We start from the raw sequence: 23,884 nt of genomic DNA, 5'->3' as shown, positions 1-23,884 counted from the left end.
GAAACGATGTTTGCGGTGGTCGTCAATCACGAGGAGCAGTACTCGGTCTGGCCGACGGACCAGGAGATCCCGGCGGGGTGGCGCGCCGAGGGGACGCGCGGGACGCGGGACGAGTGCCTGGCGAGGATCGGCGAGGTCTGGACAGACCTCCGCCCCTTGAGCGCCCGCCCCTGACCCGTCGGGCCACCCCCGCGTGACGGTTGTCCTCAAACGCCGGACGGGCTTGATGTGGCGCGGACGGGCCCGTCAAGCCTGTCCGCGCCTCCGCGGATCCCTTCCGGCACGAGGCGGGCATTCCAAGCCCGTCCGGCGATTGAGGACACCGCCGCGGTAGCGGTGGCGGCGTTCACGCCGTGGCGGTTGCCGCCCTGAGCGCGTCCACGAACTCCTCCGCCAGCGCCGCGATCACGCTCGCGTCGAACGCCAACCCGTTGTACTGCAACCAACAGCGCAACCTACCCCCGGGCTGCTCGACAACAGTCAACTCCGGCACCCCCCGATCCCCGCCCGGCAAGGGCCACGGCACCGTCGTGCCCCGCGGCAGCTCCCACGGCGCGCACCGCACCCCCGGGAGCTGCGGAGGCGCGGTCCACGCCTCGTACCGGAGCCACGCCGCGAACGGCGCCGCGGGGCTGAACTCCGCGAACGGGTAAAGCTGGTGGTCCAGCGCCTCCGTCGCCGTCACCCGCAACCGGTCCAGCAGCTCGGCGAACCCAGGGCTCCCCGACGCGTCCACCCGCAGCAGCAACGACTGCACGAAGCACCCCACCGCGTGCTCCGCGTCCGGCCGCGGCCGCCCGGGGACCGGCGACATCAGCACCAGCTCGCTCTGCCCGCTCCGCGCCGCCAGCAACCCGGCCCACGCCGCCGTCACCGCCAGGAACGGCGTCGCCCCCAGCTCACCCGCCCGCGCCCGCAGGGCCTCCGCCAGACCGGCCGGCACGTCGAACCGGTGCGCCTGGGTGAGGACCTCGGCCACCTCCCCGCGCCCGGGGAACACCTCCACCGCCGCCGGCGCCCCCGCCAGCGCCCCCGCGAAGTGCCGCCGCGACGCGGGCCAGTGCGCGTTCGACCACTCCACCAACTCCCGGTAGCCGGGCCCCGGCCGGACCGGCGGCGCCGTCCGCCCCCGCCGCAGCGCCGAGTACAGCACGCCCAGGTCCGACAACAGCACACCCACCGACCAGCCGTCGGCCACCATGTGATGGACCGCCAGCAGCACCACATGGTCCTCGGGCCCCCGCGTCACCACCAGCAGCCGCGCCATCGGGTCGCGCGCCAGATCGGTCAGCCGGTCGCGCTCGGCCAGCAGCAGCGCGTCCACCTCGGCGTCACTCGCGCCGGGCGCCTCGCGCAGGGTGACCCGTACGTTCGGCTCCTCGTCCAGCACCACCCGGACCACCCCGGGCTCTCCCGCCACCGGCTCGAAACGCGTCCTCAGCGCCGGATGCCTGCGTACGGCCTCGGTCAGCGCGCGCCCCAGCGTCCCGGGCTCCAGCCGGTCCGTGACCCGGAACAGCGCGGTGACCGCGCCCGCGTCCCGGCCCGGCGCCTCCGCCATCCAGCGGAAGAAGTTCTCCTGCTGCGAGCTGAGCGGTACGGCGTGCGGCTGGGCCCGCAGCCGGGTCAGGTACGGCGTCACCGTGGCGGGCGCGGTGACGGCGGCCGGGTCGCCGTTACCCCGGGTGGCGGCCGCCCCCGCGTCCAGCCATGCCGCCTGCGCCCGCAGCGAGGGGCGCTCGAAGATCAGCGCGGTCCCCGCCCGTACCCCGAACTCCGCCTCCAGCGCCGCCGCCAGCTGCACCGCCCGGAACGAGTCCCCGCCGAGCGCGAAGAACTCCGCGGCCACGTCCGTCACCGTCCGCCCCAGCAGCCCGCGCCAGATCGCCGCCAGCCGCGTCTCGGTCGGGGAGGCGGGCGCGACGGCCGCCGCCCCGGGAGCCCCGGCCCCGGAAGACCCGACCCCCGAAGCCCCCTCCGGCGGGGCGTCGAAGAGCGGGCGCAGGAGGTGCTTGACCACCTTCCCGGTCGGGTTCTTCGGCAGCCGGTCCGCGAGCACGATCCGCAGCGGCAGCTCGGGCCGGCTCAGCCGGGCGCTCAGGAAGAGCCGCAGCGCGTCGAGGTCCAGACCGTCCGGGCCCGGCACCACCACGGCCACCGGCACCGCGCCCATCACCGGGTGTGGCAGCCCGAGCGCCGCCGCGTCCGCGACCCGGGGGTGTTCGTGCAGGACCTCCTCGATCCGCAGCGTCGAGACCTTCAGCGCACCGGACTTGATGACGTCGCTCTCCCGGTCGACCAGGTACAGCCGGCCCCCGTCGTCCACCCGCCCCAGGTCCCCCATCCGCACCCACCCGTCACGGAACACCCGCGCGCCGTCCGCCGCCCCGGCGCCCGCGCCGAGGTAACCGCGCGGCGGTCCCGGCTGGCGCAGCCACACCTCGCCCACCTCGCCCGCCGCCAGCTCGCGCCCCTCCGCGTCGAGGATCCGCAGGTCGGCGGGGTCGGCCGGGCGCCCGACCGACCCGGGGTGCCGGGTGTCGACGATCGCGGAGATCTGCGCGGGGGCGGACTCGGCGGAGGTGTACGTGTTGACGAGGGTGGCCCCGGGCAGCGCGGCGGCCAGGGCGGTCGCGACGGGACCGGGCAGCGCGGCGGCCGAGGAGCTGACCAGCAGCACACTCGACAGGTCGTACGCGCCCGCCGTCCCCGCGTTCAGCAGCTCGACGGCCATCGACGGGACGAGGAACACCGTCCCGACCTTGAACTCCTGGACCGTACGGCCGAATCGTTCGGCGTCGAAGCGAGGGAGGACCAAGGTGGCCGGGGCGCCGGTGAGGGCGTTCAGCAGCATCACCTGCCCGGCGTTCGTGCCGAGCGGGAAGGCGTGCAGCGCGTGCCGGGAGTGCGCGTACGGCCGGGGGCGGGGGTTGAGGGTCAGCCCCGCCGTCAGGTTGCCGTGCGCGGCGAGCACGCCCTTGGGCGCCCCGGTGGTGCCGGACGTGCCGATCACCTGGGCCTCGTCCAACGGGCCTACGCGGTAAGGCGGTTCGGCGGGTACGTCCTGATGCTTCGTCAGCAGGTCGGCCAGGAGCAGGTCCACGGTCCCGGGCAGGGCACCGGTATCGCCGGCGGCCGCCCTGCCCACGTTCGCCCCGCCGGCCGCTCCCTCCCCGGCCGCGTCCCGCAGCACGGTCCCCGCCTCGGCCAGCGCCACCAGCCTCGCGGCCTCGGGTTCGGCGAGGTCCTCCCGTACGGGCACGGGCACCCCGCCCGCGTACTGCACGGCCAGGAACGCGACGGCGAACCGGTCCCACGCGTCGTTCCGGAAGCGCAGGGCGACCCGCGCCCCCGGCCGTACCCCCGCCTCCGCCAGGCCGACGGCCGCCCGGAGCGCCCGGTCCCGCCACAGGCCGTACGACACCGAGCCGCCGCCGACGACCTGGAGGGCGAGCCGGTCGGGGTGTTCGGCGGCCCGCGCGTCGAGCAGCTCGGGAACGGTCGACGCGGGAACGGCCGGCGGGCGGGCCGTACGCGGGCTGCGGTGCGCGGAGCGGGTGATGACGACCTCCAGGTGCGGCTTCGGCGAACGACCCCACTGCGCGGATGCCGCCGCACCGCCGAACTCCTCCCCGGGGGAGAGAAGTTGGCGACCATGGCGTCAGCGCCCGCGGCTCCGCTATGGTCTGGACCAATGCGCGGTCTTCGTCAGAATATCGCCGCTGTGTCGCAGTTGTGTCGCACCCGCCACCTCTACGCCCAGGAGCGGACCACGTGGCCGTCACCCACCCCCGTAACCCCGCCGCCCCCGCCGCCCCCGGTACCCCGAGCGGCACCGGATCCGCCGCGGGACGCCACCTCGCCGAGCTGCTCGCCCGCCCGGGACCGTACCGGGACCGCTGGCTGCGCCAGGTCGTCCGCGCCACCGCCGAGCCCGTCAACCAGGCAGCCGTGGCACGGGTGTTGGCCCATTGGCTGTGGCTCAACGGGGACGCCGCCGGAAGCGAACTCCTGCCCCGCGCCCTGCGCGACCGGGTCTCGCGCGCGCTCGGCGGGCAGCTGCTGTCGGCCGACACCCTGCGGCTGTTCACCGCGGCCTTCACGATGGACGAACAGGACGAGTCGGCCCTCTGGACCCTGCTGGACGAGAGGCTCCCGCCTACAGAGGCGGCTCGGTGAAGAGCTGACGCAGCCAACCGGCGCTCTCCGCCTGCCCCGCGGCGTTCGCCCCGCCGGCCGCCTCGGGGAAGAGGCGCCCCCAGGAGCAGGCCCGGCCGACGGCTCCGAGCCGCCACGCCAGGCCGACCGCACGCCGCAGCTCGGCGGTCGTGAGGCCGTCGCGCGTCCACGGCTCCAGGTAGGAGTCGCGCAGTCGGGGCAGCACCTCGGGCCCGTACTGCTCGGCGGCCCGGAGGGCGGGGACCAGGAAGCTGCAGAAGGGGTGGGAGACGGTGGCGTCGCCCCAGTCGAAGAAGGTGAAACGGCCCTGCCTCGGGGCGAAGAGCTGCCCGTCGTGCAGGTCGGAATGGTCGAGTGAATCCGCGATGCCCATCCCCGCGAGCTCCGCACACCAGTCCACGAGACGGGGCCGCGACGCGCGCAACGCCTCACGGTCGCCGGACCTCAGCACGGTGTTCCCGCCGACGAGCCTGTCGAAGATCTCCGGGAGCGCCGTCACCGGAGCACGGGGAACACCGAGCGACGCCATCTCCGCCGCGTACGGCTCCAACGCCCGCTGCATGTCGGCGTATTGGCGCAGCAGATCCTCCCAGTCCCGCGGACCGGCCGCCTCGCGGTCGAGTACGTCCCTGAAGAGCGGTCCACCGTCGGGAAGCAGCGTCCATCCGCGGTCCGCGTCGACGGCGACCGGCTTCAGCACGTGCTCCGGGACCCAGCGGGCCAACGCCTCGGTGAGCCCCGCCTCGAACGCGCCGGCCGGCGGGTTGGCCTTGAACCACACCGCGCCCTGTTCCCCGACGTTCATCCGCACCAGTACGGACCACGGGCGCAGCCGCACCGCACGCCGGCCTGTCTCGCGCAGCCCGTGAGCGGCGAGTCCACGCTCGGCCCACCCGAGGGCCGCGTCCCGCCACGCCTTCCGCTCCCACGGCGTCACCGCGTCCGGATACCGCCCGCGGTCCACCACCGACGCGTCACCTTGCATCCGTCCATCCCACCACGCGCCGCGCCGCCACCGTCACCTGTTTTCCCCACGCCCGTTTCCCGCCGCCCGTTTCCCCACGCCCGGCCGACGGCCCGGGGGATCTACCCTGAAGCGGGCGGGCAGGCAGCTCCAACGGTCGCCCCCCCGGAACCACGGCACGGACCAGCACCCACACGGAGGCACGGCGATGAGCGGTACGGACCCGGCCGGCGGCCGGCGGATCCCGGTGGTCGTGCTCACCGGCTTCCTCGGCTCCGGCAAGACGACCCTCCTCAACCACCTGCTCCGCAACCGCGCCGGACGCCGGATCGCCGTGATCGTCAACGACTTCGGCGCCATCGAGATCGACGCCATGACCGTCGCCGGACAGGTCGGCTCCACCGTCTCGTTCGGCAACGGCTGCCTGTGCTGCGCCGTGGACGCCAGCGAACTCGACGGCTACCTGGAGCGCCTCACCCGCCCCGACGCGCGGATCGAGATCATCGTCATCGAGGCCAGCGGCCTCGCCGAGCCGCAGGAACTGGTCCGGATGATCCTGACCGGCGACCATCCGGGCACGGTGTACGGCGGGCTCGTCCAGGTCGTCGACGCCGCCGAGTTCGACGCCACGCGCACCCGCCACCCGGAGATCGACCGGCACCTGGCCCTCGCCGACCTGGTGGTCCTCAACAAGACCGACCGGGTGGCCGAGGCCGACCGGCTGCGGGTCCGCGCCTCCCTCGCCGAGCTGAGCCCCGGGACGCCGCTGATCTCCTCGTCGTACGGGCGGATCGACCCCGAGCTGCTCTTCGAACCGGCGGTCGCGCCGCCCGAGGACGAGAAGGCGCGCCAACTGACCTTCGAGGACCTGTACGCGGACGAGGGCCACCCCGACGAGCCGCACCCGCACGCCGCCGGAACCGACGCCCACCACGGCCACCTGCACGCCGCCTACGACACCGTGTCCTTCACGGCCACCGCGCCCCTGGACCCGCGCCGCCTCATGCGGTTCCTCGACTCACGGCCCGAAGGCCTGTACCGCGTCAAGGGCTTTGTCGACTTCGGGGACGGCGACCCCGCGAACCGCTACGCCCTGCACGCCGTCGGCCGCTTCCTGCGCTTCCACCCCGAGCCCTGGGGTCCCGGCGAGGAACGCCTCACCCAGCTGGTCCTGATCGGCGCGGGCATCGACGGGGACCGCCTGCTCAAGGAACTGGCGGCCTGCGAGGGCCCCGCCGCCCGCGACGAGGCCGACGACCGGGCGATGTGGGGCGTCCTGCGCTATGTACCGTCCGAAGAGGACGGCCCCAACGCCCCGTAACCGGACCCGGACCCGGAACCAGAAACGGACCCGGACCCGGAACCAGAAACGGACCCGGAACCGGAACCGGAATCGCCGGGCGGACCCGAAGGCCCGCCCGGCGACTGAAATCCCACAACCCCACCATCCCCGACGGGAGACGCGTCAGTGCGCCGGCCCCGCCAGCGCCGCGATCTCCGCCGTGAACGGCGTCCCCGAGCCGTCGCGCCTCGGGTCCGGCGCGGGCAGCTCCACCGGAGCCCCGTTCTTGCGCGCCCCCCGGGCCGGCCCCGCGCCCGCCCACGCCAGCGCGAGGAAGTCCTCACCCTTGAGGAACCGGTGGCAGCGCACGCCACCCGTCGCACGCCCCTTGCGCGGATACTGGTCGAACGGGGTGAGCTTCGCCGTCCGTACGGAATCGTCCAGCGTGCCCAGCGAGCCGGTCACCGTGAACACCGCCCCGTCCGCCGCCGGATCCACCGCCGTGAACGAGATCACCGTCGCCCCCTCGGCCAGCTTGATGCCCGCCATGCCGCCCGCGGGCCGCCCCTGCGGCCGTACCTGCGCGGCCTGGTAGCGCAGCAGTTGCGCGTCGGACGTGATGAAGACCAGGTCCTCCTCGCCCGTGCGCAGCTCCTGGCCGCCGACGATCCGGTCCCCCTCCTTGAGAGAGATGACCTCCAGCTCGTCCTTGTTCGACGGGTAGTCCGGGACCACCCGCTTGACCACACCCTGAAGCGTGCCCAGCGCGAGCCCGGGGGAGGACTCGTCGAGGGTGGTGAGGCAGATCAGCTCCTCGTCCGCCTCCAGCGACAGGAACTCCGCGACCGGCGCCCCGCCCGACAGGTTCGGCGCCGAGGCCGTGTCGGGCAGCTGGGGCAGGTCGATCACCGCGATCCGCAGCAGCCGCCCGGCGGACGTCACCGCCCCCACGTCGCCGCGTGCCGTCGCGGGCACGGCCGAGCGGATCACGTCGTGGTTCGTCCGCCGCCCGTCACCGCCCTCCAGCGGCTCGCCGTTGACCGTACGGGCCAGCAGGCCCGTCGAGGACAGCAGCACCCGGCACGGGTCGTCCGCGACCTCCAGCGGCACCGACGCCACCGCCGACGCGCCGGACTCCAGCAGCACCGTGCGGCGCGGGGTGCCGAACTTCTTCGCCACGGCGGCCAGTTCGGTCGAGACCAGCTTCCGCAGCTCCGCGTCCGACTCCAGGATCCCGGTCAGCTCGTCGATCTCGCCGGTGAGCCGGTCGCGCTCGCCCTCCAGCTCGATCCGGTCGAACCGGGTGAGCCGGCGCAGCGGCGTGTCCAGGATGTACTGCGTCTGGATGTCGCTCAGCGAGAAGTGCTCGATGAGCCGCTCCTTCGCCTGGGCGGAGTTGTCGCTCGACCGGATCAGCCGGATGACCTCGTCGATGTCGATGAGCGCGACGAGCAGCCCCTCGACCAGGTGCAGCCGGTCACGCCGCTTCGTCCTGCGGAACTCGCTGCGCCTGCGGACCACCGTGAACCGGTGGTCCAGGTAGACCTCCAGCAGCTCCTTGAGGCCGAGCGTCAGCGGCTGGCCGTCGACCAGCGCCACGTTGTTGATGCCGAAGGTCTCCTCCATCGGCGTGAGCTTGTAGAGCTGCTCCAGGACGGCCTCGGGCACGAAGCCGTTCTTGACCTCGATGACCAGGCGCAGTCCGTGCGACCGGTCCGTGAGGTCCTTGACGTCGGCGATGCCCTGGAGCTTCTTCGCGGAGACCAGGTCCTTGATCTTCGCGATGACCTTCTCGGGGCCGACGGTGAACGGCAGCTCCGTGACGATCAGGCCCTTGCGGCGGGCGCTGACGTCCTCGATCGCGACCGTGGACCTGATCCGGAAGGTCCCGCGGCCGGTCTCGTACGCGTCCTTGATGCCGCCGAGGCCGACGACGCGGCCGCCGGTCGGCAGGTCGGGACCCGGTACGAAACGCATCAGCGTCTCCAGGTCGGCCGACGGGTGGCGGATCAGGTGACGGGCCGCCGCCACGACCTCGCCCAGGTTGTGCGGCGGCATGTTCGTCGCCATGCCGACGGCGATCCCGGTCGCTCCGTTGACCAGGAGGTTCGGGTACGCCGAGGGAAGCGTGACCGGTTCCCGCTCCTGGCCGTCGTAATTCGGCTGGAAATCGACGGTGTCCTCGTCGATCGACTCCGTCATCAGTGACGTGGCGTCAGCCATCCGGCACTCGGTGTACCGCATGGCGGCCGGCGGATCGTCGTTCCCGAGCGACCCGAAGTTGCCATGGCCGTCCACCAACGGCAGCCGCATGGAGAACGGCTGTGCCATCCGGACGAGCGCGTCGTAGATCGACGCGTCCCCGTGCGGGTGGAGCTTTCCCATCACCTCGCCCACGACGCGGGCGCACTTCACATACCCGCGGTCGGGGCGCAGGCCCATCTCGTTCATCTGGTACACGATGCGGCGGTGCACCGGTTTCATGCCGTCGCGGGCGTCCGGCAGGGCCCGGGAGTAGATCACCGAGTACGCGTACTCGAGGAAGGAGCCCTGCATTTCATCGACCACGTCGATGTCGAGGATCTTCTCCTCGAAGTCCTCCGGCGGCGGGGTCTTCGTGCTGCGGCGGGCCATCGCTGCTGCGGCTCCTTCACAGGTTCTGTACGGCAACTACTTCAACTGACGCCGACCATTGTGGACCGCTCCACCGACAACGCCGACCTCGCCCCGTCCCCAGCGTGTGACGCACGGGAACTTCGCCAGCGGTCCGCTCGCTTGCATACAGTGGCAGGACTTCTCCATATCGCGATCGAAGGGACGTACATGCCCATGGGTCACACGGCCACAGCGCAGGCCGGTTCCGGCGGCCTGACAGCGACTGAGCACCGGCTGGCCAACGGCCTGCGCGTGGTGCTCTCCGAGGACCACCTGACCCCGGTCGCCGCGGTCTGCCTCTGGTACGACGTCGGCTCCCGGCACGAGGTCAAGGGCCGTACGGGACTCGCCCACCTCTTCGAGCACCTGATGTTCCAGGGCTCGGGGCAGGTGAAGGGGAACGGCCACTTCGAACTGGTCCAGGGCGCCGGCGGCTCCCTGAACGGCACCACCAGCTTCGAGCGCACCAACTACTTCGAGACCATGCCCACCCACCAGCTGGAGCTGGCGCTCTGGCTGGAGGCCGACCGCATGGGCTCCCTCCTCGCCGCCCTTGACGACGAGTCGATGGAGAACCAGCGGGACGTCGTCAAGAACGAGCGCCGCCAGCGGTACGACAACGTGCCGTACGGCACGGCCTTCGAGCGCCTGACCGCGCTCGCGTACCCCGAGGGCCACCCGTACCACCACACGCCGATCGGCTCCATGGCGGACCTGGACGCGGCGACCCTCGACGACGCGCGCGCCTTCTTCCGTACGAACTACGCGCCGAACAACGCGGTGCTGTCGGTCGTCGGCGACATCGACCCCGAGCGGACGCTCGCCTGGGTCGAGAAGTACTTCGGCTCCATCCCGTCCCACGACGGCAAGCAGCCGCCGCGCGACGGCTCGCTCCCCGACACCATGGGCGGCCAGCTCCGCGAGGAGATCCACGAGGAGGTCCCGGCGCGTGCGCTGATGGCCGCCTACCGCCTGCCGCACGACGGCACCCGCGAGTGCGACGCGGCCGACCTGGCGCTGACGGTCCTCGGCGGCGGAGAGTCCTCCCGCCTGCACAACCGTCTGGTACGGCGTGACCAGACCGCCGTCGCGGCGGGCTTCGGCCTCCTGCGCCTCGCCGGCGCCCCCTCGCTCGGCTGGCTGGACGTGAAGACGTCCGGCGGGGTCGAGGTCCCGGAGATCGAGGCCGCCGTCGACGAGGAGCTGGCCCGGCTCGCGGCCGAGGGCCCCACCGACGAGGAGATGGAGCGCGCCCAGGCCCAGCTGGAGCGCGAGTGGCTGGACCGGCTCGGGACGGTCGCGGGCCGCGCGGACGAACTGTGCCGGTACGCCGTGCTGTTCGGCGACCCGCAGCTGGCGCTCAGCGCCGTCACGCGCGTGCTCGACATCACCGCCGACGAGGTCAAGGCCGTCGCCGCCGCCCGGCTGCGCCCGGACAACCGGGCCGTGCTGGTGTACGAACCGGTCACCGCAGAAGACGAAGCCGCCGCCGAAGAGACCGACGAGCACGAGGGGGCGGACCAGTGACCGACGCTGCCGTGACCATGGAGTTCCACCCGCAGCCGACCGCCGGCGAGGCCAGGCCGTGGGCCTTCCCCGCCCCCGAGCGCGGCGCGCTCGACAACGGGCTGACCGTGCTGCGCTGCCACCGCCCCGGACAGCAGGTCGTGGCCGTCGAGATCAACCTCGACGCCCCCCTCGACGCCGAGCCCGAGGGCCTCGACGGCATCGCCACGATCATGGCGAGGGCCCTGTCCGAGGGCACCGACAAGCACACCGCCGAGGAGTTCGCCGCCGAGCTGGAGCGCTGCGGCGCCACCCTCGACGCGCACGCCGACCACCCCGGCCTCCGGGTCTCCCTGGAGGTCCCCGTCTCCCGGCTGCCCAAGGCGCTCGGCCTGCTCGCCGAGGCGCTGCGCGCCCCGGCGTTCGCCGACGCCGAGGTCGGGCGGCTCGTCCGCAACCGCCTCGACGAGATCCCGCACGAGACGGCCAACCCCGGCCGCCGCGCGGCCAAGCAGCTCTCCAAGGAGCTGTTCCCGGCCTCGCTGCGCATGTCCCGGCCCCGCCAGGGCACCGAGGAGACCGTCGGCCGGATCGACGCCGCGGCCGTACGCGCCTTCTACGAGGCGCACATCCGCCCCGCCACCGCCACCGCGGTCATCGTCGGCGACCTCACGGGCGTGGACGTCGACGAGCTGCTCGCCGACACCCTCGGCGCGTGGACCGGCAACACCGCCGCCGCCCGCCCAGCCCCGGCCATCACCGCGGACGACACCGGCCGGGTGGTCATCGTGGACCGCCCCGGCGCCGTCCAGACCCAGCTGCTCATCGGCCGCATCGGCGCCGACCGGCACGACCGCGTCTGGCCGGCCCAGGTGCTGGGCACGTACTGCCTCGGCGGCACGCTCACCTCCCGGCTGGACCGGGTGCTGCGCGAGGAGAAGGGCTACACCTACGGGGTACGGGCCTTCGGCCAGGTGCTGCGCTCCGCCCCGGACGGCACGGGCGCCGCGATGCTCGCCATCAGCGGTTCCGTCGACACCGAGTCCACCGGCCCGGCGCTGTCCGACCTGTGGACGGTGCTGCGCACGCTGGCGGCCGAGGGCCTGACGGACGCCGAGCGTGACGTGGCCGTGCAGAACCTGGTGGGGGTGGCGCCGCTCAAGTACGAGACGGCGGCGTCCGTCGCGGGCACGCTGGCCGACCAGGTCGAGCAGCACCTGCCGGACGACTTCCAGGCGCAGCTGTACGCGCGGCTGGCGGAGACCGGCACGGTCGAGGCGACGGCCGCGGCCGTCAACGCCTTCCCCGTGGACCGGCTCGTCACGGTCCTCGTCGGCGACGCGTCCCAGATCAAGGCGCCGGTGGAGGCGCTGGGCATCGGCGAGGTGACGGTCGTCACCGGCTGAACCCGGTCTCTCTCGGCCGATTGCGGCCGATCTCCGTCCGGACGCCTTTCCGGACACTTTCCAGGACAGGGAAACCCCGGCCCCCAGTGGCCGGGGTTTCCCTTATGCCCGATCGGTCCTGTGGTGTCCGCCACCGACGGTCCCGCCCCTCCGGCCCGGGCCGACTGGCCAAAAGGTATGCACAAATTCCGGGCACCCATCGGAAATCCGCGAAGATTGCAATAGAGTCACGGAACAGGAGTCGATCGGCAGTGTTTCGCGCGGATTAAGTCGGAGGTTCGGACATGCGCATTCCCGCGCACTCGGTATGCACGGCGATCCGCGACGACATCGTCTCCGGCGTATTCGAGCGGGGCGGCCGGCTCACCGAGGAACACCTCGCCCGGCGGTACGGCGTCTCCCGCGTCCCGGTGCGCGAGGCGCTGCGCACGCTGGAGTCCGAGGGCTTCGTGACCACCCGCCGGCACGTCGGCGCGTGTGTGGCCGAGCCCACCGACCAGGAGGCGGCCGACCTCCTGGAGGTACGGCTGCTGCTGGAGCCGCTCGGCGCGGCCCGCGCCGCCCAGCGACGTACCGAAGCACACCTCAAGGTGCTGCGCGGCCTGGTCAGACTGGGCCAGGAGCGGGCCAGGCGGGGCCAGGGGGAGGACCTGCGGGCGCTCGGGGCGTGGTTCCACGAGACCCTCGCGCAGGCCTCCGGGAGCCCCGCGCTGACCTCGCTGCTCACCCAGCTGCGGCACAAGATCGCCTGGATGTACGTGGTCGAGCAGCCCGCCCACCCCGTCGAGTCGTGGGCCGAGCACGGCGCGATCGTGGACGCGGTGGCGCGCGGCGACGCGGAGCGCGCGCGGGCCCTCACGACGCTGCACGCCGAGCGCACGGCGGCCGTGCACCGGCTCAAGCGCCCGGAGCGCGGCCGGGAAAAGGTGAGGCCTTCGCAACATGCCGTAAACACCGCGAGTGCTCGTTCTTAACATCCGCACCGTATACAAAGGGCAGTAATAGGCGGGACTTCTTTTCTGCTGCCCGCACGGAAATGACCGAGCCGTGGTGCGCCGAATTCTCGCGCACCACGGCTCGGCCGTGAAATGAATTCCGGACGGTCAGACCGTCTCGGGCAGTTCGTCGAGCCCCTCGGTGACCAGCTTCGCCAGCCGGTCCAGCGCCGCGTCGGCGCCCTCCGCGTCCGAGGCGAGCACGATCTCCTCGCCGCCGCGCGCGCCCAGGCCCAGGACCGCGAGCATCGAGGCCGCGTTCACGGGGGTGCTCTCCGCCTTCGCGACCGTGACCGGGACACCGGTGGCCGTGACGGCACGGACGAAGATGGAGGCGGGGCGGGCGTGCAGGCCCTCGGTCCAGCCGACGTTGACGTGTCGCTCAGCCATGGTGGTGCCCTTCGGTGTCACGAGGTTCGAGGTCGCGGGGCCGGAAGCGGCCGCGGGGCCAGTAATGATGAAGTTGTCTAGACCAGTCTCTCACGTGCCCCGCGCTCCACTCCTGCCGACCCGCGGTGCCCCTCCACCGTAGGCTTCGAGCATGGAGACGCCGTCGGAGCACGCGTACCCCGGCCACTGGGAAGCGGATGTGGTGCTGCGGGACGGAGGCACCGCCCGCATCAGGCCCATCACGGCCGCCGACGCGGCGCGCCTCGTCAGTTTCTTCGAACAGGTCTCGGACGAATCGAAGTACTACCGTTTCTTCGCCCCCTACCCCCGTCTGTCCGACAAGGACGTGCACCGGTTCACCCACCACGACTACGTGGACCGGGTCGGTCTCGCCCTGACCGTGGGCGGCGAGTTCGTCGCGACCGTGCGCTACGACCGCATCGACGCGCGGGGGCGCTCCGCGTCCGCGCCGGCCGACGAGGCGGAGGTCGCGTTCCTCGTCCAGGACGCGCACCAGGGGCGGGGCATCGCCTCGGTGCTCCTCGAACACATCGCGGCCGTCGCCAGGGAGCGGGGGATCCGGCGCTTCGCGGCCGAGGTCCTGCCCGCGAACAACAAGATGATCAAGGTGTTCCGGGACGCCGGCTTCACCCAGCGGCGCAGCTTCGAGGACGGGGCCGTGCACCTGACCCTCGACCTGGAGCCGACCGACGCGTCGCTCGCCGTCCAGCGGGGGCGCGAACAGCGCGCGGAGGCGCGCTCCGTGCAACGCCTCCTCGCGCCCGGCTCGGTCGCGGTCATCGGCACCGGCCGCACCCCGGGCGGGGTCGGCCGCACGGTGCTGCGCAACCTCACGGCCGGGGGCTTCACCGGCCGTACGTACGCCGTGAACGACGCCTTCGCGCCGGACACCCGGGAACTCGACGGCGTCCCCGCGGTCCGCTCCCTCGCCGAGATCGGCGGCCCCGTCGACCTCGCGATCCTCGCGGTGCCCGCGCGCCGCGTCCCCGAAGCGGTCGCCCGCTGCGGCGAGCACGGCGTCCAGGGGCTCGTGGTCCTCTCCGCCGGGTACGCGGAGAGCGGCGACGAGGGGCGGGCGCGGCAGCGCGAACTCGTCCGGCAGGTCCGCTCGTACGGGATGCGCCTCATCGGCCCCAACGCGTTCGGGATCATCAACACCTCCCCGGCCGTGCGGCTCAACGCGTCCCTCGCGCCGGAGCCGCCGGCACGCGGCCGGATCGGGCTGTTCACGCAGTCGGGCTCCATCGGCATCGCCCTGCTGGCCGGACTGCACCGGCGCGGCGCGCGCCTGTCCACCTTCATCTCGGCGGGCAACCGGGCGGACGTGTCCGGCAACGACTTCCTCCAGTACTGGTACGAGGACCCCGACACCGACGTCGTCCTGATGTACCTCGAATCCCTCGGCAACCCGAGGAAGTTCACCCGCCTCGCCCGCCGCACCGCCGCCGTGAAGCCGGTCGTCGCGGTCAAGGGCGCCCGCCACAACGGCAGCGCGCCGCCCGGCCACGCCGTACCGGTGACCCGCATCCCGGACGCGACGGTCTCGGCGCTCCTGCGCCAGGCGGGCGTGATCCGCGTGGACACGGTGACGGAACTGGTCGACGCGGGCCTCCTCCTGGCGACCCAGCCCCTCCCCGCCGGCCCCCGCGTCGCGATCCTCGGCAACTCCGAGTCCCTCGGGCTCCTCACGTACGACGCCTGCCTCGCGGAGGGCCTGCGCCCGCTCCCGCCCCGCGACCTGACGACGTCCGCGACCCCGCAGGACTTCCGTACGGCCCTGGCGGCGGCCCTCTCCGACCCGTCGTGCGACGCGGTGGTGGTCACGGTGATCCCGCACGTGGGCGAATCCGCCACCCCGCTGCTCACGGAGGCGAGCACCCTGGCCCACGCCCTGAGAGAAGCGACAACCACCGCCCCACCCAAGCCGGTAGCGGTGGTCCACGTAGAACTCCCAGGCCTACCGGAGTCCCTGTCCACCACGGAACCACCCCCGGCCCCCGACGACCCCCCACACCCGCCCGCCGCCGAGCCCGCGGCCACGACCCGACCGACCGCCGCGGACAGGTCACCCGACGCCCCCGCCGGACCCACCCGACGCGACGCCGCCCCCGCAGGGAACGCCCCCGCGCCGGACCAGGCGGGAAGCGCACCCGGCCCGGGGGCGGCCGGCCCCAGGGCCATCCCCGCCTACCCGGCCGCCGAGCGCGCCGTGCGCGCCCTCGCCGAGGGGGTGCGGTACGCCGCCTGGCGGCGGGGGATCGCGGAGCCCGGGAAGGTGCCCGAGTACGAGAACATCGACGAGGCCGGGGCCGGGGCGCTCATCGGGCGGGCGCTCGCGGGCGCGTCGGCCGATCCGCGGGGCGTGAGCCTCGGCGACGACGAGGCGGGGGCGCTGCTCGGGCGGTACGGGATCTCCGTACGGCCCACCCTCCCCGCACCGGGACCCGACGCCGCCGCCACCGCCGCCGCGCGGCTCGGCTACCCCGTCGCGCTCAAGACGACCGCGCCCCACCTGCGCCACCGCGCCGACCTCGGCGGCGTACGGCTCGACCTCGGCGACGAGGCCCAACTCCGCCTCGCGTACGGCGAGCTGACCGACGCCCTCGGCACCCCCGCCGAACTGCTCCCCGTCGTCCAGTCGATGGCCCCGCGCGGCGTGGACACCGTCGTGCGCGCCGCCATCGACCCGGCCGCCGGCGCCGTTCTCTCCTTCGGCCTCGCGGGCGCCGCCTCCGAACTCCTCGGCGACCTCGCCCACCGCCTCGTCCCCGTCACCGACCGCGACGCGGCCGAACAGATCAGGTCCATCAGGGCCGCCCCGCTGCTGTTCGGCTGGCGCGGCTCCACGCCCGTCGACATCCCCGCCCTCGAAGAACTGCTGCTCCGCGTCTCCCGCCTGGTCGACGACCACCCCGAGATCGTCTCCGTCGACCTCGAACCCGTAGTCGTCGCCACCCACGGCCTCACCGTCCTGGGCGCAACCATCCGCCTGGCCCCACCCCCACCCCGCAACGACTTCGGCCCCCGCCACCTCCCGACGTACTGACACCCCAACGCCCCGGGTGCTGTACGCGGTCCCGGTCGTGCGAAGCCGCGTCGGAGCGGGCCGCGGCCCCCGGGGCCGGGCGCGGGTTCCCGGCGGGGCCATGCGAGCCCGCGCGGGGTGGGCCGCGGCGCCCCGGCCGGCGCACGCAGGCCCGTCGCGCGGATGCGCCCCCGGCCGCAGGCCCCTCGGAGTCCGGCGCGAGAGACCCGGCGGGGCCGCGCCGACCCGCGTGAACCGGCGCGCCCCAGGCGGCAACCCCCTGGGGCTCGTCCGAAGCAACCCCGAGCCCCCCGAAGCCCCCCGCACCCCACCGGGCCGCCCGCGGCCCCACCCCGCACGTCGTCCTCCGCAGCCATCCGGCCACCGTAGGATGGAGCCCATGGCGAAGACCGGTACGACGACCCAGGGGCTGCGCACGGCGATCGAGCGCAGCGGCTACTACCCGGCTCTCGTGGCCGAGGCGGTGGAGGCCGCTGTCGGCGGCGAGCCGATCGCGTCGTACGTGGTCCACCAGGAGACCACCTTCGACGCGAACGAGGTGCGCCGCCATGTCACCGTCCTCGTCCTGACGGCCCACCGCTTCATCGTCAGCCACACCGACGAGCAGGCCTCCGACACCAGCTCCCCGACGCCCTACGCCACCACCTCCACCGAGTCCGTCAAGATCGACCGCATCTCGTCGGTCGTGGTCAGCAGGGTCGTCGGCAACCCGGAGTCGTACACTCCCGGCACCCTCCCCCGCGAGGTCGTCCTCACCATCGGCTGGGGCGCCGTCTCCCGTATCGACCTGGAGCCCGCCGCCTGCGGCGACCCCAACTGCGAGGCGGACCACGGCTACACGGGCAGCTCCACCGCCGACGACCTGAGCCTGCGGGTCAGCGAGGCCGGCGACGGCCCCGACACCGTCCGCCAGACCCTCGCCTTCGCCCAGGCCCTCTCGGAAGCCACCGCCGCCACCGCGGCGACCACGCGCTGATGTCCGCGCAGGCACCCCGGCCCCACCCCCGCCCGCAGCCGGCGAAGCCCCGGCAGCCCCCGACACCCCCCGCGCGGACCGCCCCCCGCCCGGCGCCGCCCGCCCCAGGCCCCACGGCCGGCGGCCCCGCGGCCGGCGAAGCCCCGGCAACCCCCGGCGCCCCCGCCCCCTCGCAGGGCCCCGCGCCCCGCGACCCCGCGTCCGCCCCCCGCCACCCCGCGCCCGCGCAGGGCCCCACCCCACCCCCCTGGCCGGACGACCCCCTCCCGCTCGCCCTCGGCACCGCCCCCGTGCCCGAGTACGGCAGCGGCTCCCTCGCCGACCTGCTCCCCACCCTCGCCGCCGGACAGGGCGTACCGAACCTGACCGCGGCCATCCCCGAACTCACCCCCGCCGACCGCAACTGCGTCTTCCTGATCGACGGCCTCGGCTGGGAGCAGATCAAGGCCCACCCCGACGAGGCGCCCTACCTGACCTCGCTGCTCGGCACCTCCCGCGGCTCCACGGGACGCCCGATCACCGCCGGGTTCCCCTCCACCACCGCGACCTCCCTCGCCTCCGTCGGCACCGGCCTGCCCCCCGGCGCCCACGGCCTGCCCGGCTACACCGTCCGCGACCCCGCGACCGGCGCGCTGATGAACCAGCTCCGCTGGCTCCCCTGGACCGCGCCGCACGTCTGGCAGCCGTACCCGACGGTCTTCCAACTCGCCGACGCGGCAGGCGTCCACACCGCCCAGGTGTCGTCCCCGACCTTCCGCAACACCCCGCTCACCCAGGTCGCGCTGAGCGGCGGCACGTTCCACGGCCGGCTCACCGGCGAGGACCGGATGGACCTCGCCGCGGCCCAACTCGCCGCCGCCGACCGGTCGCTGGTCTACACGTACTACAGCGAGGTCGACGGCAAGGGCCACCGCTTCGGCGTCGACTCCGACGCCTGGCGCGGCCAGTTGATGTACGTCGACCGGCTCGTCCAGCGCCTCGCCGAACAACTGCCGCCCCGCGCCGCGCTCTACGTCACCGCCGACCACGGCATGATCGACATCCCCTTCGACGACGAGTCGCGCATCGACTTCGACGAGGACTGGGAACTGCGGGCCGGGGTCGCCCTGTTGGGCGGAGAGGGCCGTGCCCGCCACGTGTACGCGGTGGACGGCGCCCAGGACGACGTCCTCACCGTGTGGCGCGAGGTGCTCGGCGACCGCTTCTGGGTGGCGAGCCGGGACGAGGCCGTCGAGGCGGGCTGGTTCGGTCCGCCGGGCTCGGTGGAGGAGCGGGTGTACGGCAGGATCGGCGACGTCGTCGCGGCGGCCCACGCGGACGTCGTGATCACCGCCTCGGTCCAGGAGCCGCACGAGTCCGCGATGGTGGGGATGCACGGCTCGATGACCCCCGTCGAACAGCTCGTACCCCTCCTCGAAGTACGCTCCTAGTCGCCCGGTTCGCACGCAGCGCGTCCGGCGCGGAGTTGCCCGTACATCCGAAAGGCCGTCACCCCGCATGCCAGAGCTCGTCTTCTTCTCCGGAACGATGGACTGCGGGAAGAGCACCCTGGCCCTCCAGATCGGCCACAACCGTTCGGCACGCGGCCTCCAGGGCGTGATCTTCACGCGCGACGACCGGGCGGGCGAGGGCAAGCTGTCGTCGCGTCTCGGCCTGGTCACCGACGCCGTCGAGGCCGACGAGGACATGGACCTGTACGCGTACCTCGTCGACCACATCACCCGCGGCGGCCGCGCCGACCACGTCATCGTGGACGAGGCGCAGTTCCTCGCCCCCCGCCAGATCGACCAGCTCGCCCGCATCGTCGACGACCTCAACCTGGACGTCTTCGCCTTCGGCATCACCACGGACTTCCGTACGAAGCTGTTCCCCGGGTCCCAGCGCCTCATCGAGCTGGCCGACCGCATCGAGGCGCTCCAGGTCGAGGCGATGTGCTGGTGCGGCGCGCGGGCGACGCACAACGCGCGGACCGTCGGCGGCCGGATGGTGGTCGAGGGCGCGCAGGTGGTGGTGGGCGACGTGCACCACTCGACCGGCGACGTCGGGTACGAGGTGCTCTGCCGACGCCACCACCGCCGCAGAATGACCAGCGCAACGTCCCACGCGGGCGCCCTGTCCCCGGACGTCCTCCCAGTAACCCCAGGCTGACGCCCGCCCCCCAGGGCCCCGCTACCCCCGGCCCCCCGCCCGTCACCCTCGATGACCGGCCGCCGCTACGATCCCGAACAGCGCGCCCTGGGGGTCCGCGACGATTGCCGTTCGTCCGTACGGGCCGTCCTGTGGTGCCCTGAGCACCTGGCCGCCTCGCTCGGTCGCCAGCCGGGCCGACGCGTCCGTGTCGTCGACCGCGAAGTAGACGACCCAGTACGGGTGCCGCTTCCGGAAGCGGCCGCTGCCGATGCCGTGCAGCGACGCCAGCGGCGTACCCCCCAGGTCCAGGGTCTGGAGGTCCGGGCCGGCGGCGGCCTCACCCCGCGCGCCCGCGCCGCCCGCGCCATGCTCGCCCTGCTCGTCGTACGTGAACAGTCCCCGGTAGAACGCGCCGATCGACGCCGTCTCCGGCGTGATCAGCTCGGACCAGACGGGGGTGCCGTGCGGCCCGGACAGCGTGGTGCCCACATAGGTCGCCGCCTCCCAGATCCCGAACAGCGCCCCCGCCGGATCCAGCGCGATGATCAGCCGCCCGGCCTGCCCCGCGGCCAGGGGCGGGACCGCGACCGTCCCGCCGTTGGTCCTGATCGCGTTCGCCGACGCGTCGGCGTCGTCCGTCGCCAGGTACGTCGTCCAGCAGACGTGGAGCAGCCGGTTCGGCTGGATCTGGCCGATGCCCGCGATCTCGTCGTCACCGATCCGGGCCCGCATGTACAGCCCCAGCTCGGGCGGCCCCTGAGCGAACTCCCAGCCGAACAGAACGCCGTAGAACGCCTCCGCCGCGGGCACGTCGTGCAGCATCAGGTTGACCCAGCAGGGCGTACCGGGCGTGCGCCGTACCGGTGCGTTGGACATCGTCACCGCTCCTCGGACCGTTGTGGTGGCCGTGGCGAAGGATGCGCGAGGATGGCATCCATGACTGCCATCATCTCCGCCGCCCAACTCGCGAGCGAGTCAGCCGGGCCGCGTCCCCCCGTACTCCTCGACGTGCGCTGGAGCCTGGGCGGGCCCCCCGGACGTCCCGCGTACGACGCCGGTCACCTGCCCGGCGCCGTCTACGTCGACCTGGACACCGAGCTGGCGGGCCCCGCGGGCGCCGGCGGCCGGCACCCGCTGCCCGGCGTGGCGGCCTTCGGCGCGGCGATGCGCCGGGCCGGTGTCTCGGCCGGCACCCCCGTCGTGGTGTACGACGGCGGGCAGGGCTGGGCGGCGGCCCGCGCGTGGTGGCTGCTGCGCTGGGCCGGGCACCCGGACGTACGGGTCCTCGACGGCGGCCTCACGGCCTGGACCGGCCCGCTCTCCACCGACACCCCGTCCCCGGCCGAGGGCGACTTCGCCCCGGTCCCGGGCGGCATGCCGTTGCTGGACGCGGACGGCGCGGCGGCGCTGGCGGACGAGGGGCTGCTGCTGGACGCGCGCGCGGCGGAGCGCTACCGCGGGGACGTCGAGCCGATCGACCGGATCGGCGGCCACATCCCGGGCGCGGTGTCCGCCCCGACGACGGAGAACGTCGCCGAGGACGGCCGCTTCCTGCCCGCCGAGCACCTCACCGCCCGCTTCGGCGCGCTGGGGGCCACGGAGGAGACCAAGAACGTGGGGGTCTACTGCGGCTCGGGCGTCTCCGGAGCCCACGAGGTGCTCGCCCTGGAGATCGCCGGACACCGGGCGGCGCTGTACGCGGGCTCCTGGTCCGAGTGGTCCTCGGACGAGTCCCGCCCGGTCGCCACCGGCCCGGATCCGCGCTAGGGCGTGTCACTCACCCGTAAGACACGCGTGCGACACCGTACGACACCGAGGAGCGCCGCCCCTGACGTGGGGCGGCGCTCCTCGGTGTCGTACCCGTCCGGTCCTGCCGACCGGCTCCCGGACTAGTCCTGCTTCTTCCGCCGCGTCCCGAACACGATCTCGTCCCAGCTCGGCACCGCCGCCCGCCGCCCGGGGCGGACGCCGTCCGCCTCCGCCTGACGGTCCGTCGTACCCGTGAGCCGGTCGCGATGACCCGCCACGGAACGCGGCATCAGCACGTCCGCGTAGGCGGAACCGGCACCGGCCGACGCCGCGGGCGCGACCGGTTCCTCCTCGTCCGGGGCAGGCCCCGGATCCGCGTCCGGCGGGTCCGGCGGCGCGGGCCGCTCGGGCACCACCATGTCGCCCCGGAAGCTGGGCACCGCCTCCAGCAGGCTGGTCAGCGAGTCCCGCTCGCTCTCCTCCGACTCGGGCAGCGCGGCCCGCTCGGGCCCCCGGTCCAGTGCGCGGTCCATCGGCCGGTCACGCGGCAGCCGCGCGATCCGGGGCACGAACGGGAAGCTCGGCTCCTTGGAGGCGAGCGTGTCGTCGGTGTCGCCGATCAGCGCGCGCGCCTCGTCGTCGACGGCCTGGACGAGCCGCCGGGGCGGGTCGTACGTCCAGCTCGCCGAGTGCGGCTCGCCCGCGACCAGGTACACCAGCAGGACTTCCCAGGTGCCGTCGTCGCGGCGCCACGAGTCCCACTGGACGGTCTCCTTCTCGGCGCCACGCAGCGTCAGGCGCTCCTGCACAGCCTCGCCGAGCTGGGGACCCGCGTTCTCGCCGGGCCGGCGGACGGCGGTCTTCCGCGCCCGTTCGGCCATGAAGGCGCGCTCCGCCAGCACCGGACCCTCGAACCGGCGGACCCGGTCCACCGGGATGCCGGCGTGCTGCGCGACCTCCTCGGCGGAGGCGCCCGCCCGTATCCGGGCCTGGATGTCACGAGGCCGGAGATGGCTCTCCACCTCGATCTCGATCTGGCCGAGCCGGGCGCGGTCGTTGCGGACGGCAGCCCGGAGCCGCTCGTCGATCGGAAGCGTGTATTCCGTGCTGTCCGCAGCCTTGAGCACCAGTCGTGTGCCGTCGTTGGAGACGGCCACGACACGCAGTTCGGGCATGGGGACCTCCCGGGTGGTGCCTGCCGACGTCACGTGCGTCGCTGCTTCCGCTAGTCGAGTGTGGCCTGCCCGGGTGCAGCCTGCCACAACCTTGCCGTGCTGCCCGGCGTGTCGGGCAAGTGCCCTGGATCGCCGTGATGGCACGGTTACCTCTTCGCGACGCAGAGTGACGGACCTCGTCACCCTGTGCAGCAGGCGCCCGTGCGGTGCCGCGGCGCCGCCGGATCGAGTGCCACCTTCGGCCCCCTTCCCGTAGGTCCCGGACTCCATGAGGGAGTCCGGCCCCAGGGCTCGCCACAGTACTCCATTCGGGCCATGCGGGTGGAGCGGCGCGCCGCTCAAGTTCTCCACGGGCACGGGAGTTGGGCCCAGGCATCCGCCGTGCACGCGTGTCAAGCTTCACACAATCCACAGAAGCGGAACGATTCACTTCGCTTAACTGTCCCTTCCTGGTGCAGGGTGGGACGGAAAGGGCTGCGAGGGGGTGGAGATGGACCCGGGGAAGACCGGCGGTACGGACCAGGTGGAGAACGACGCGAAACCGTCGCGGAAGCGGCTGGATCTGAGCGTGCCCCAGGTCGCGGGCAGCGCGGTCGCCGCGATCACCGCCGCTGTCCTCGCCTCCCAGCTCGGCGTCTACGGCACGGTCATCGGCGCGGGTGTGGTCAGCGTCGTCGCCACCTGCGGGGCGTCCGTCTTCCAGCACGTCTTCCGCCGCACCGGCGAGCAGATACGCGTGGTGACCGTCCAGGCGAAACCGAAGGGCCGTCAGGTCCCGGCCGCGCCGACGCCACCCCGTCCGTCCCCGGCGGCGGCGGGGGAGGTCCCGCCCCGGGACGGGGAGTTCGGCGAGGCCACCGTCCACGGCACCCGGGTCCGCGGGTGGAAGCGCCCCGTCCGCGCCGCCGTCGTGGTCTTCCTGGTCGCGATGATCGGCATCACCGGATTCGAACTGATCTCGGGCCGCGACCTCAGCGGCGGCAAGGGCACCACCGTGGGAACCGTCGTCGGCGGCGGCCACGACCGGCGCGCCCCCTCGCACACCCCCGGCGACACCCCGGACCCCGGCCAGGACCCCGGCGGGACGTCCGGCACCGGCGGGGGCGGGCCATCGGACGGCGGTACGGCCCCGGCGGCGCCCCCGCCCGGCACCACCTCAGGCGGCGGTGCGGGCCAGGGCGGTACGAGTGGTCAGGGCGGCACCCCGCCCGCGTCCCCGACCCCCACGCCCTCGCACTCCGCGACCACCCCGCCGGCCACCCCCACACCGACCCCCACCCCGACGGGCGGCGGGAACGGCGGGAAGGCCGGGAACGGTACGTCGGGCGCCGACGGCGGCACGAACCCCGGAGGCACGGGCGGCAGGACCCCCGGCACCGGCGCCAAGACGCCCGCCGGATGAGGCGACGG

General features: G+C 73.9%; 18 protein-coding genes. 12 read left to right on the top strand and 6 right to left on the bottom strand.

Annotated elements, in window-relative coordinates:
* Positions 1–6 precede the first annotated feature (6 nt).
* Positions 7–174, top strand: a complete 168-nt coding sequence (locus tag HA039_RS08020) for an MbtH family protein (protein WP_167025900.1) — start codon at positions 7–9, stop codon at positions 172–174.
* Between the two features lie 172 nt (positions 175–346).
* Here the strand turns inward: HA039_RS08020 and HA039_RS08015 are convergent, their stop codons facing one another.
* Positions 347–3,490 carry an AMP-binding protein gene (locus HA039_RS08015; protein ID WP_341830054.1) on the bottom strand — a complete coding sequence of 1,048 codons (3,144 nt, stop codon included), beginning with the start codon at positions 3,488–3,490 and terminating at the stop codon, positions 347–349.
* 284 nt (positions 3,491–3,774) lie between these two features.
* On the opposite strand from HA039_RS08015, the gene HA039_RS08010 reads away from it, so the two are divergent.
* Positions 3,775–4,179 carry a hypothetical protein gene (locus tag HA039_RS08010; protein ID WP_167025897.1) on the top strand — a complete coding sequence of 135 codons (405 nt, stop codon included), beginning with the start codon at positions 3,775–3,777 and terminating at the stop codon, positions 4,177–4,179.
* Here the strand turns inward: HA039_RS08010 and HA039_RS08005 are convergent.
* A complete protein-coding gene (locus HA039_RS08005; protein WP_208298566.1) occupies positions 4,160–5,164 on the bottom strand; it encodes a phosphotransferase in 1,005 nt (334 codons plus the stop codon). The two genes, HA039_RS08010 and HA039_RS08005, sit on opposite strands and share 20 nt — an antisense overlap.
* A gap of 187 nt (positions 5,165–5,351) precedes the next feature.
* Here HA039_RS08005 and HA039_RS08000 point away from each other — a divergent pair, with 187 nt between their 5' ends.
* Positions 5,352–6,464, top strand: coding sequence for a CobW family GTP-binding protein (locus tag HA039_RS08000; RefSeq protein ID WP_167025894.1), 1,113 nt, complete (start codon positions 5,352–5,354; stop codon positions 6,462–6,464).
* A 144-nt stretch (positions 6,465–6,608) separates the two neighbouring features.
* Here the strand turns inward: HA039_RS08000 and HA039_RS07995 are convergent, their stop codons facing one another.
* A complete protein-coding gene (locus tag HA039_RS07995) occupies positions 6,609–9,059 on the bottom strand; it encodes a DNA gyrase/topoisomerase IV subunit A (protein WP_167025891.1) in 2,451 nt (816 codons plus the stop codon).
* Between the two features lie 189 nt (positions 9,060–9,248).
* Here HA039_RS07995 and HA039_RS07990 point away from each other — a divergent pair, with 189 nt between their 5' ends.
* From HA039_RS07990 to HA039_RS07980, 3 genes are all read left to right on the top strand, one after another.
* On the top strand, positions 9,249–10,607 hold the full coding sequence (locus HA039_RS07990) for a M16 family metallopeptidase (protein ID WP_208298565.1): 1,359 nt from the start codon (positions 9,249–9,251) through the stop codon (positions 10,605–10,607).
* 17 nt (positions 10,608–10,624) lie between these two features.
* Positions 10,625–11,992, top strand: a complete 1,368-nt coding sequence (locus HA039_RS07985; RefSeq protein WP_208298774.1) for a M16 family metallopeptidase — start codon at positions 10,625–10,627, stop codon at positions 11,990–11,992.
* A 284-nt stretch (positions 11,993–12,276) separates the two neighbouring features.
* The gene (locus HA039_RS07980; protein ID WP_167025884.1) at positions 12,277–12,966 is read left to right on the top strand and encodes a GntR family transcriptional regulator; all 690 of its coding nucleotides are present in this window, start codon (positions 12,277–12,279) and stop codon (positions 12,964–12,966) included.
* Positions 12,967–13,095: 129 nt separating this feature from the next.
* On the opposite strand, the gene HA039_RS07975 is transcribed toward HA039_RS07980, so the two are convergent.
* A complete protein-coding gene (locus tag HA039_RS07975) occupies positions 13,096–13,377 on the bottom strand; it encodes an HPr family phosphocarrier protein (protein ID WP_167025881.1) in 282 nt (93 codons plus the stop codon).
* A 151-nt stretch (positions 13,378–13,528) separates the two neighbouring features.
* Between HA039_RS07975 and HA039_RS07970 the strand changes: the two genes are divergently transcribed.
* The 4 genes from HA039_RS07970 (at position 13,529) to HA039_RS07955 (ending at position 19,568) form a co-directional block, all read left to right on the top strand.
* A complete protein-coding gene (locus HA039_RS07970) occupies positions 13,529–16,444 on the top strand; it encodes a bifunctional acetate--CoA ligase family protein/GNAT family N-acetyltransferase (RefSeq protein WP_167025879.1) in 2,916 nt (971 codons plus the stop codon).
* A gap of 379 nt (positions 16,445–16,823) precedes the next feature.
* Positions 16,824–17,420: a DUF5998 family protein gene (locus HA039_RS07965; protein ID WP_167025876.1), complete on the top strand. Its 597-nt coding sequence runs from the start codon at positions 16,824–16,826 to the stop codon at positions 17,418–17,420.
* Complete coding sequence (locus HA039_RS07960) at positions 17,420–18,850, top strand: alkaline phosphatase family protein (protein WP_243869282.1); 1,431 nt, start codon at positions 17,420–17,422, stop codon at positions 18,848–18,850. Before HA039_RS07965 ends, HA039_RS07960 begins: the two co-directional genes overlap by 1 nt.
* Positions 18,851–18,917: 67 nt before the next feature.
* The gene (locus tag HA039_RS07955) at positions 18,918–19,568 is read left to right on the top strand and encodes a thymidine kinase (protein ID WP_167025873.1); all 651 of its coding nucleotides are present in this window, start codon (positions 18,918–18,920) and stop codon (positions 19,566–19,568) included.
* A gap of 42 nt (positions 19,569–19,610) precedes the next feature.
* On the opposite strand, the gene HA039_RS07950 is transcribed toward HA039_RS07955, so the two are convergent.
* Positions 19,611–20,426 carry a VOC family protein gene (locus HA039_RS07950; RefSeq protein WP_167025870.1) on the bottom strand — a complete coding sequence of 272 codons (816 nt, stop codon included), beginning with the start codon at positions 20,424–20,426 and terminating at the stop codon, positions 19,611–19,613.
* 60 nt (positions 20,427–20,486) lie between these two features.
* Here HA039_RS07950 and HA039_RS07945 point away from each other — a divergent pair, with 60 nt between their 5' ends.
* Positions 20,487–21,317: a sulfurtransferase gene (locus HA039_RS07945; RefSeq protein ID WP_167025867.1), complete on the top strand. Its 831-nt coding sequence runs from the start codon at positions 20,487–20,489 to the stop codon at positions 21,315–21,317.
* Between the two features lie 122 nt (positions 21,318–21,439).
* Here the strand turns inward: HA039_RS07945 and sepH are convergent, their stop codons facing one another.
* Positions 21,440–22,474 carry a septation protein SepH gene (gene sepH / locus HA039_RS07940; protein WP_167025864.1) on the bottom strand — a complete coding sequence of 345 codons (1,035 nt, stop codon included), beginning with the start codon at positions 22,472–22,474 and terminating at the stop codon, positions 21,440–21,442.
* Positions 22,475–22,964: 490 nt separating this feature from the next.
* On the opposite strand from sepH, the gene HA039_RS07935 reads away from it, so the two are divergent.
* On the top strand, positions 22,965–23,876 hold the full coding sequence (locus HA039_RS07935; protein WP_167025861.1) for a hypothetical protein: 912 nt from the start codon (positions 22,965–22,967) through the stop codon (positions 23,874–23,876).
* Positions 23,877–23,884 lie beyond the last annotated feature (8 nt).

This window comes from Streptomyces liangshanensis (genome assembly GCF_011694815.1).
GTDB classification, from domain to species: Bacteria; Actinomycetota; Actinomycetes; order Streptomycetales; family Streptomycetaceae; genus Streptomyces; species Streptomyces liangshanensis.
The sequence above is the reverse complement of the archived record's forward strand: the minus strand, read 5'-3'. Positions and strand labels throughout refer to the sequence as shown.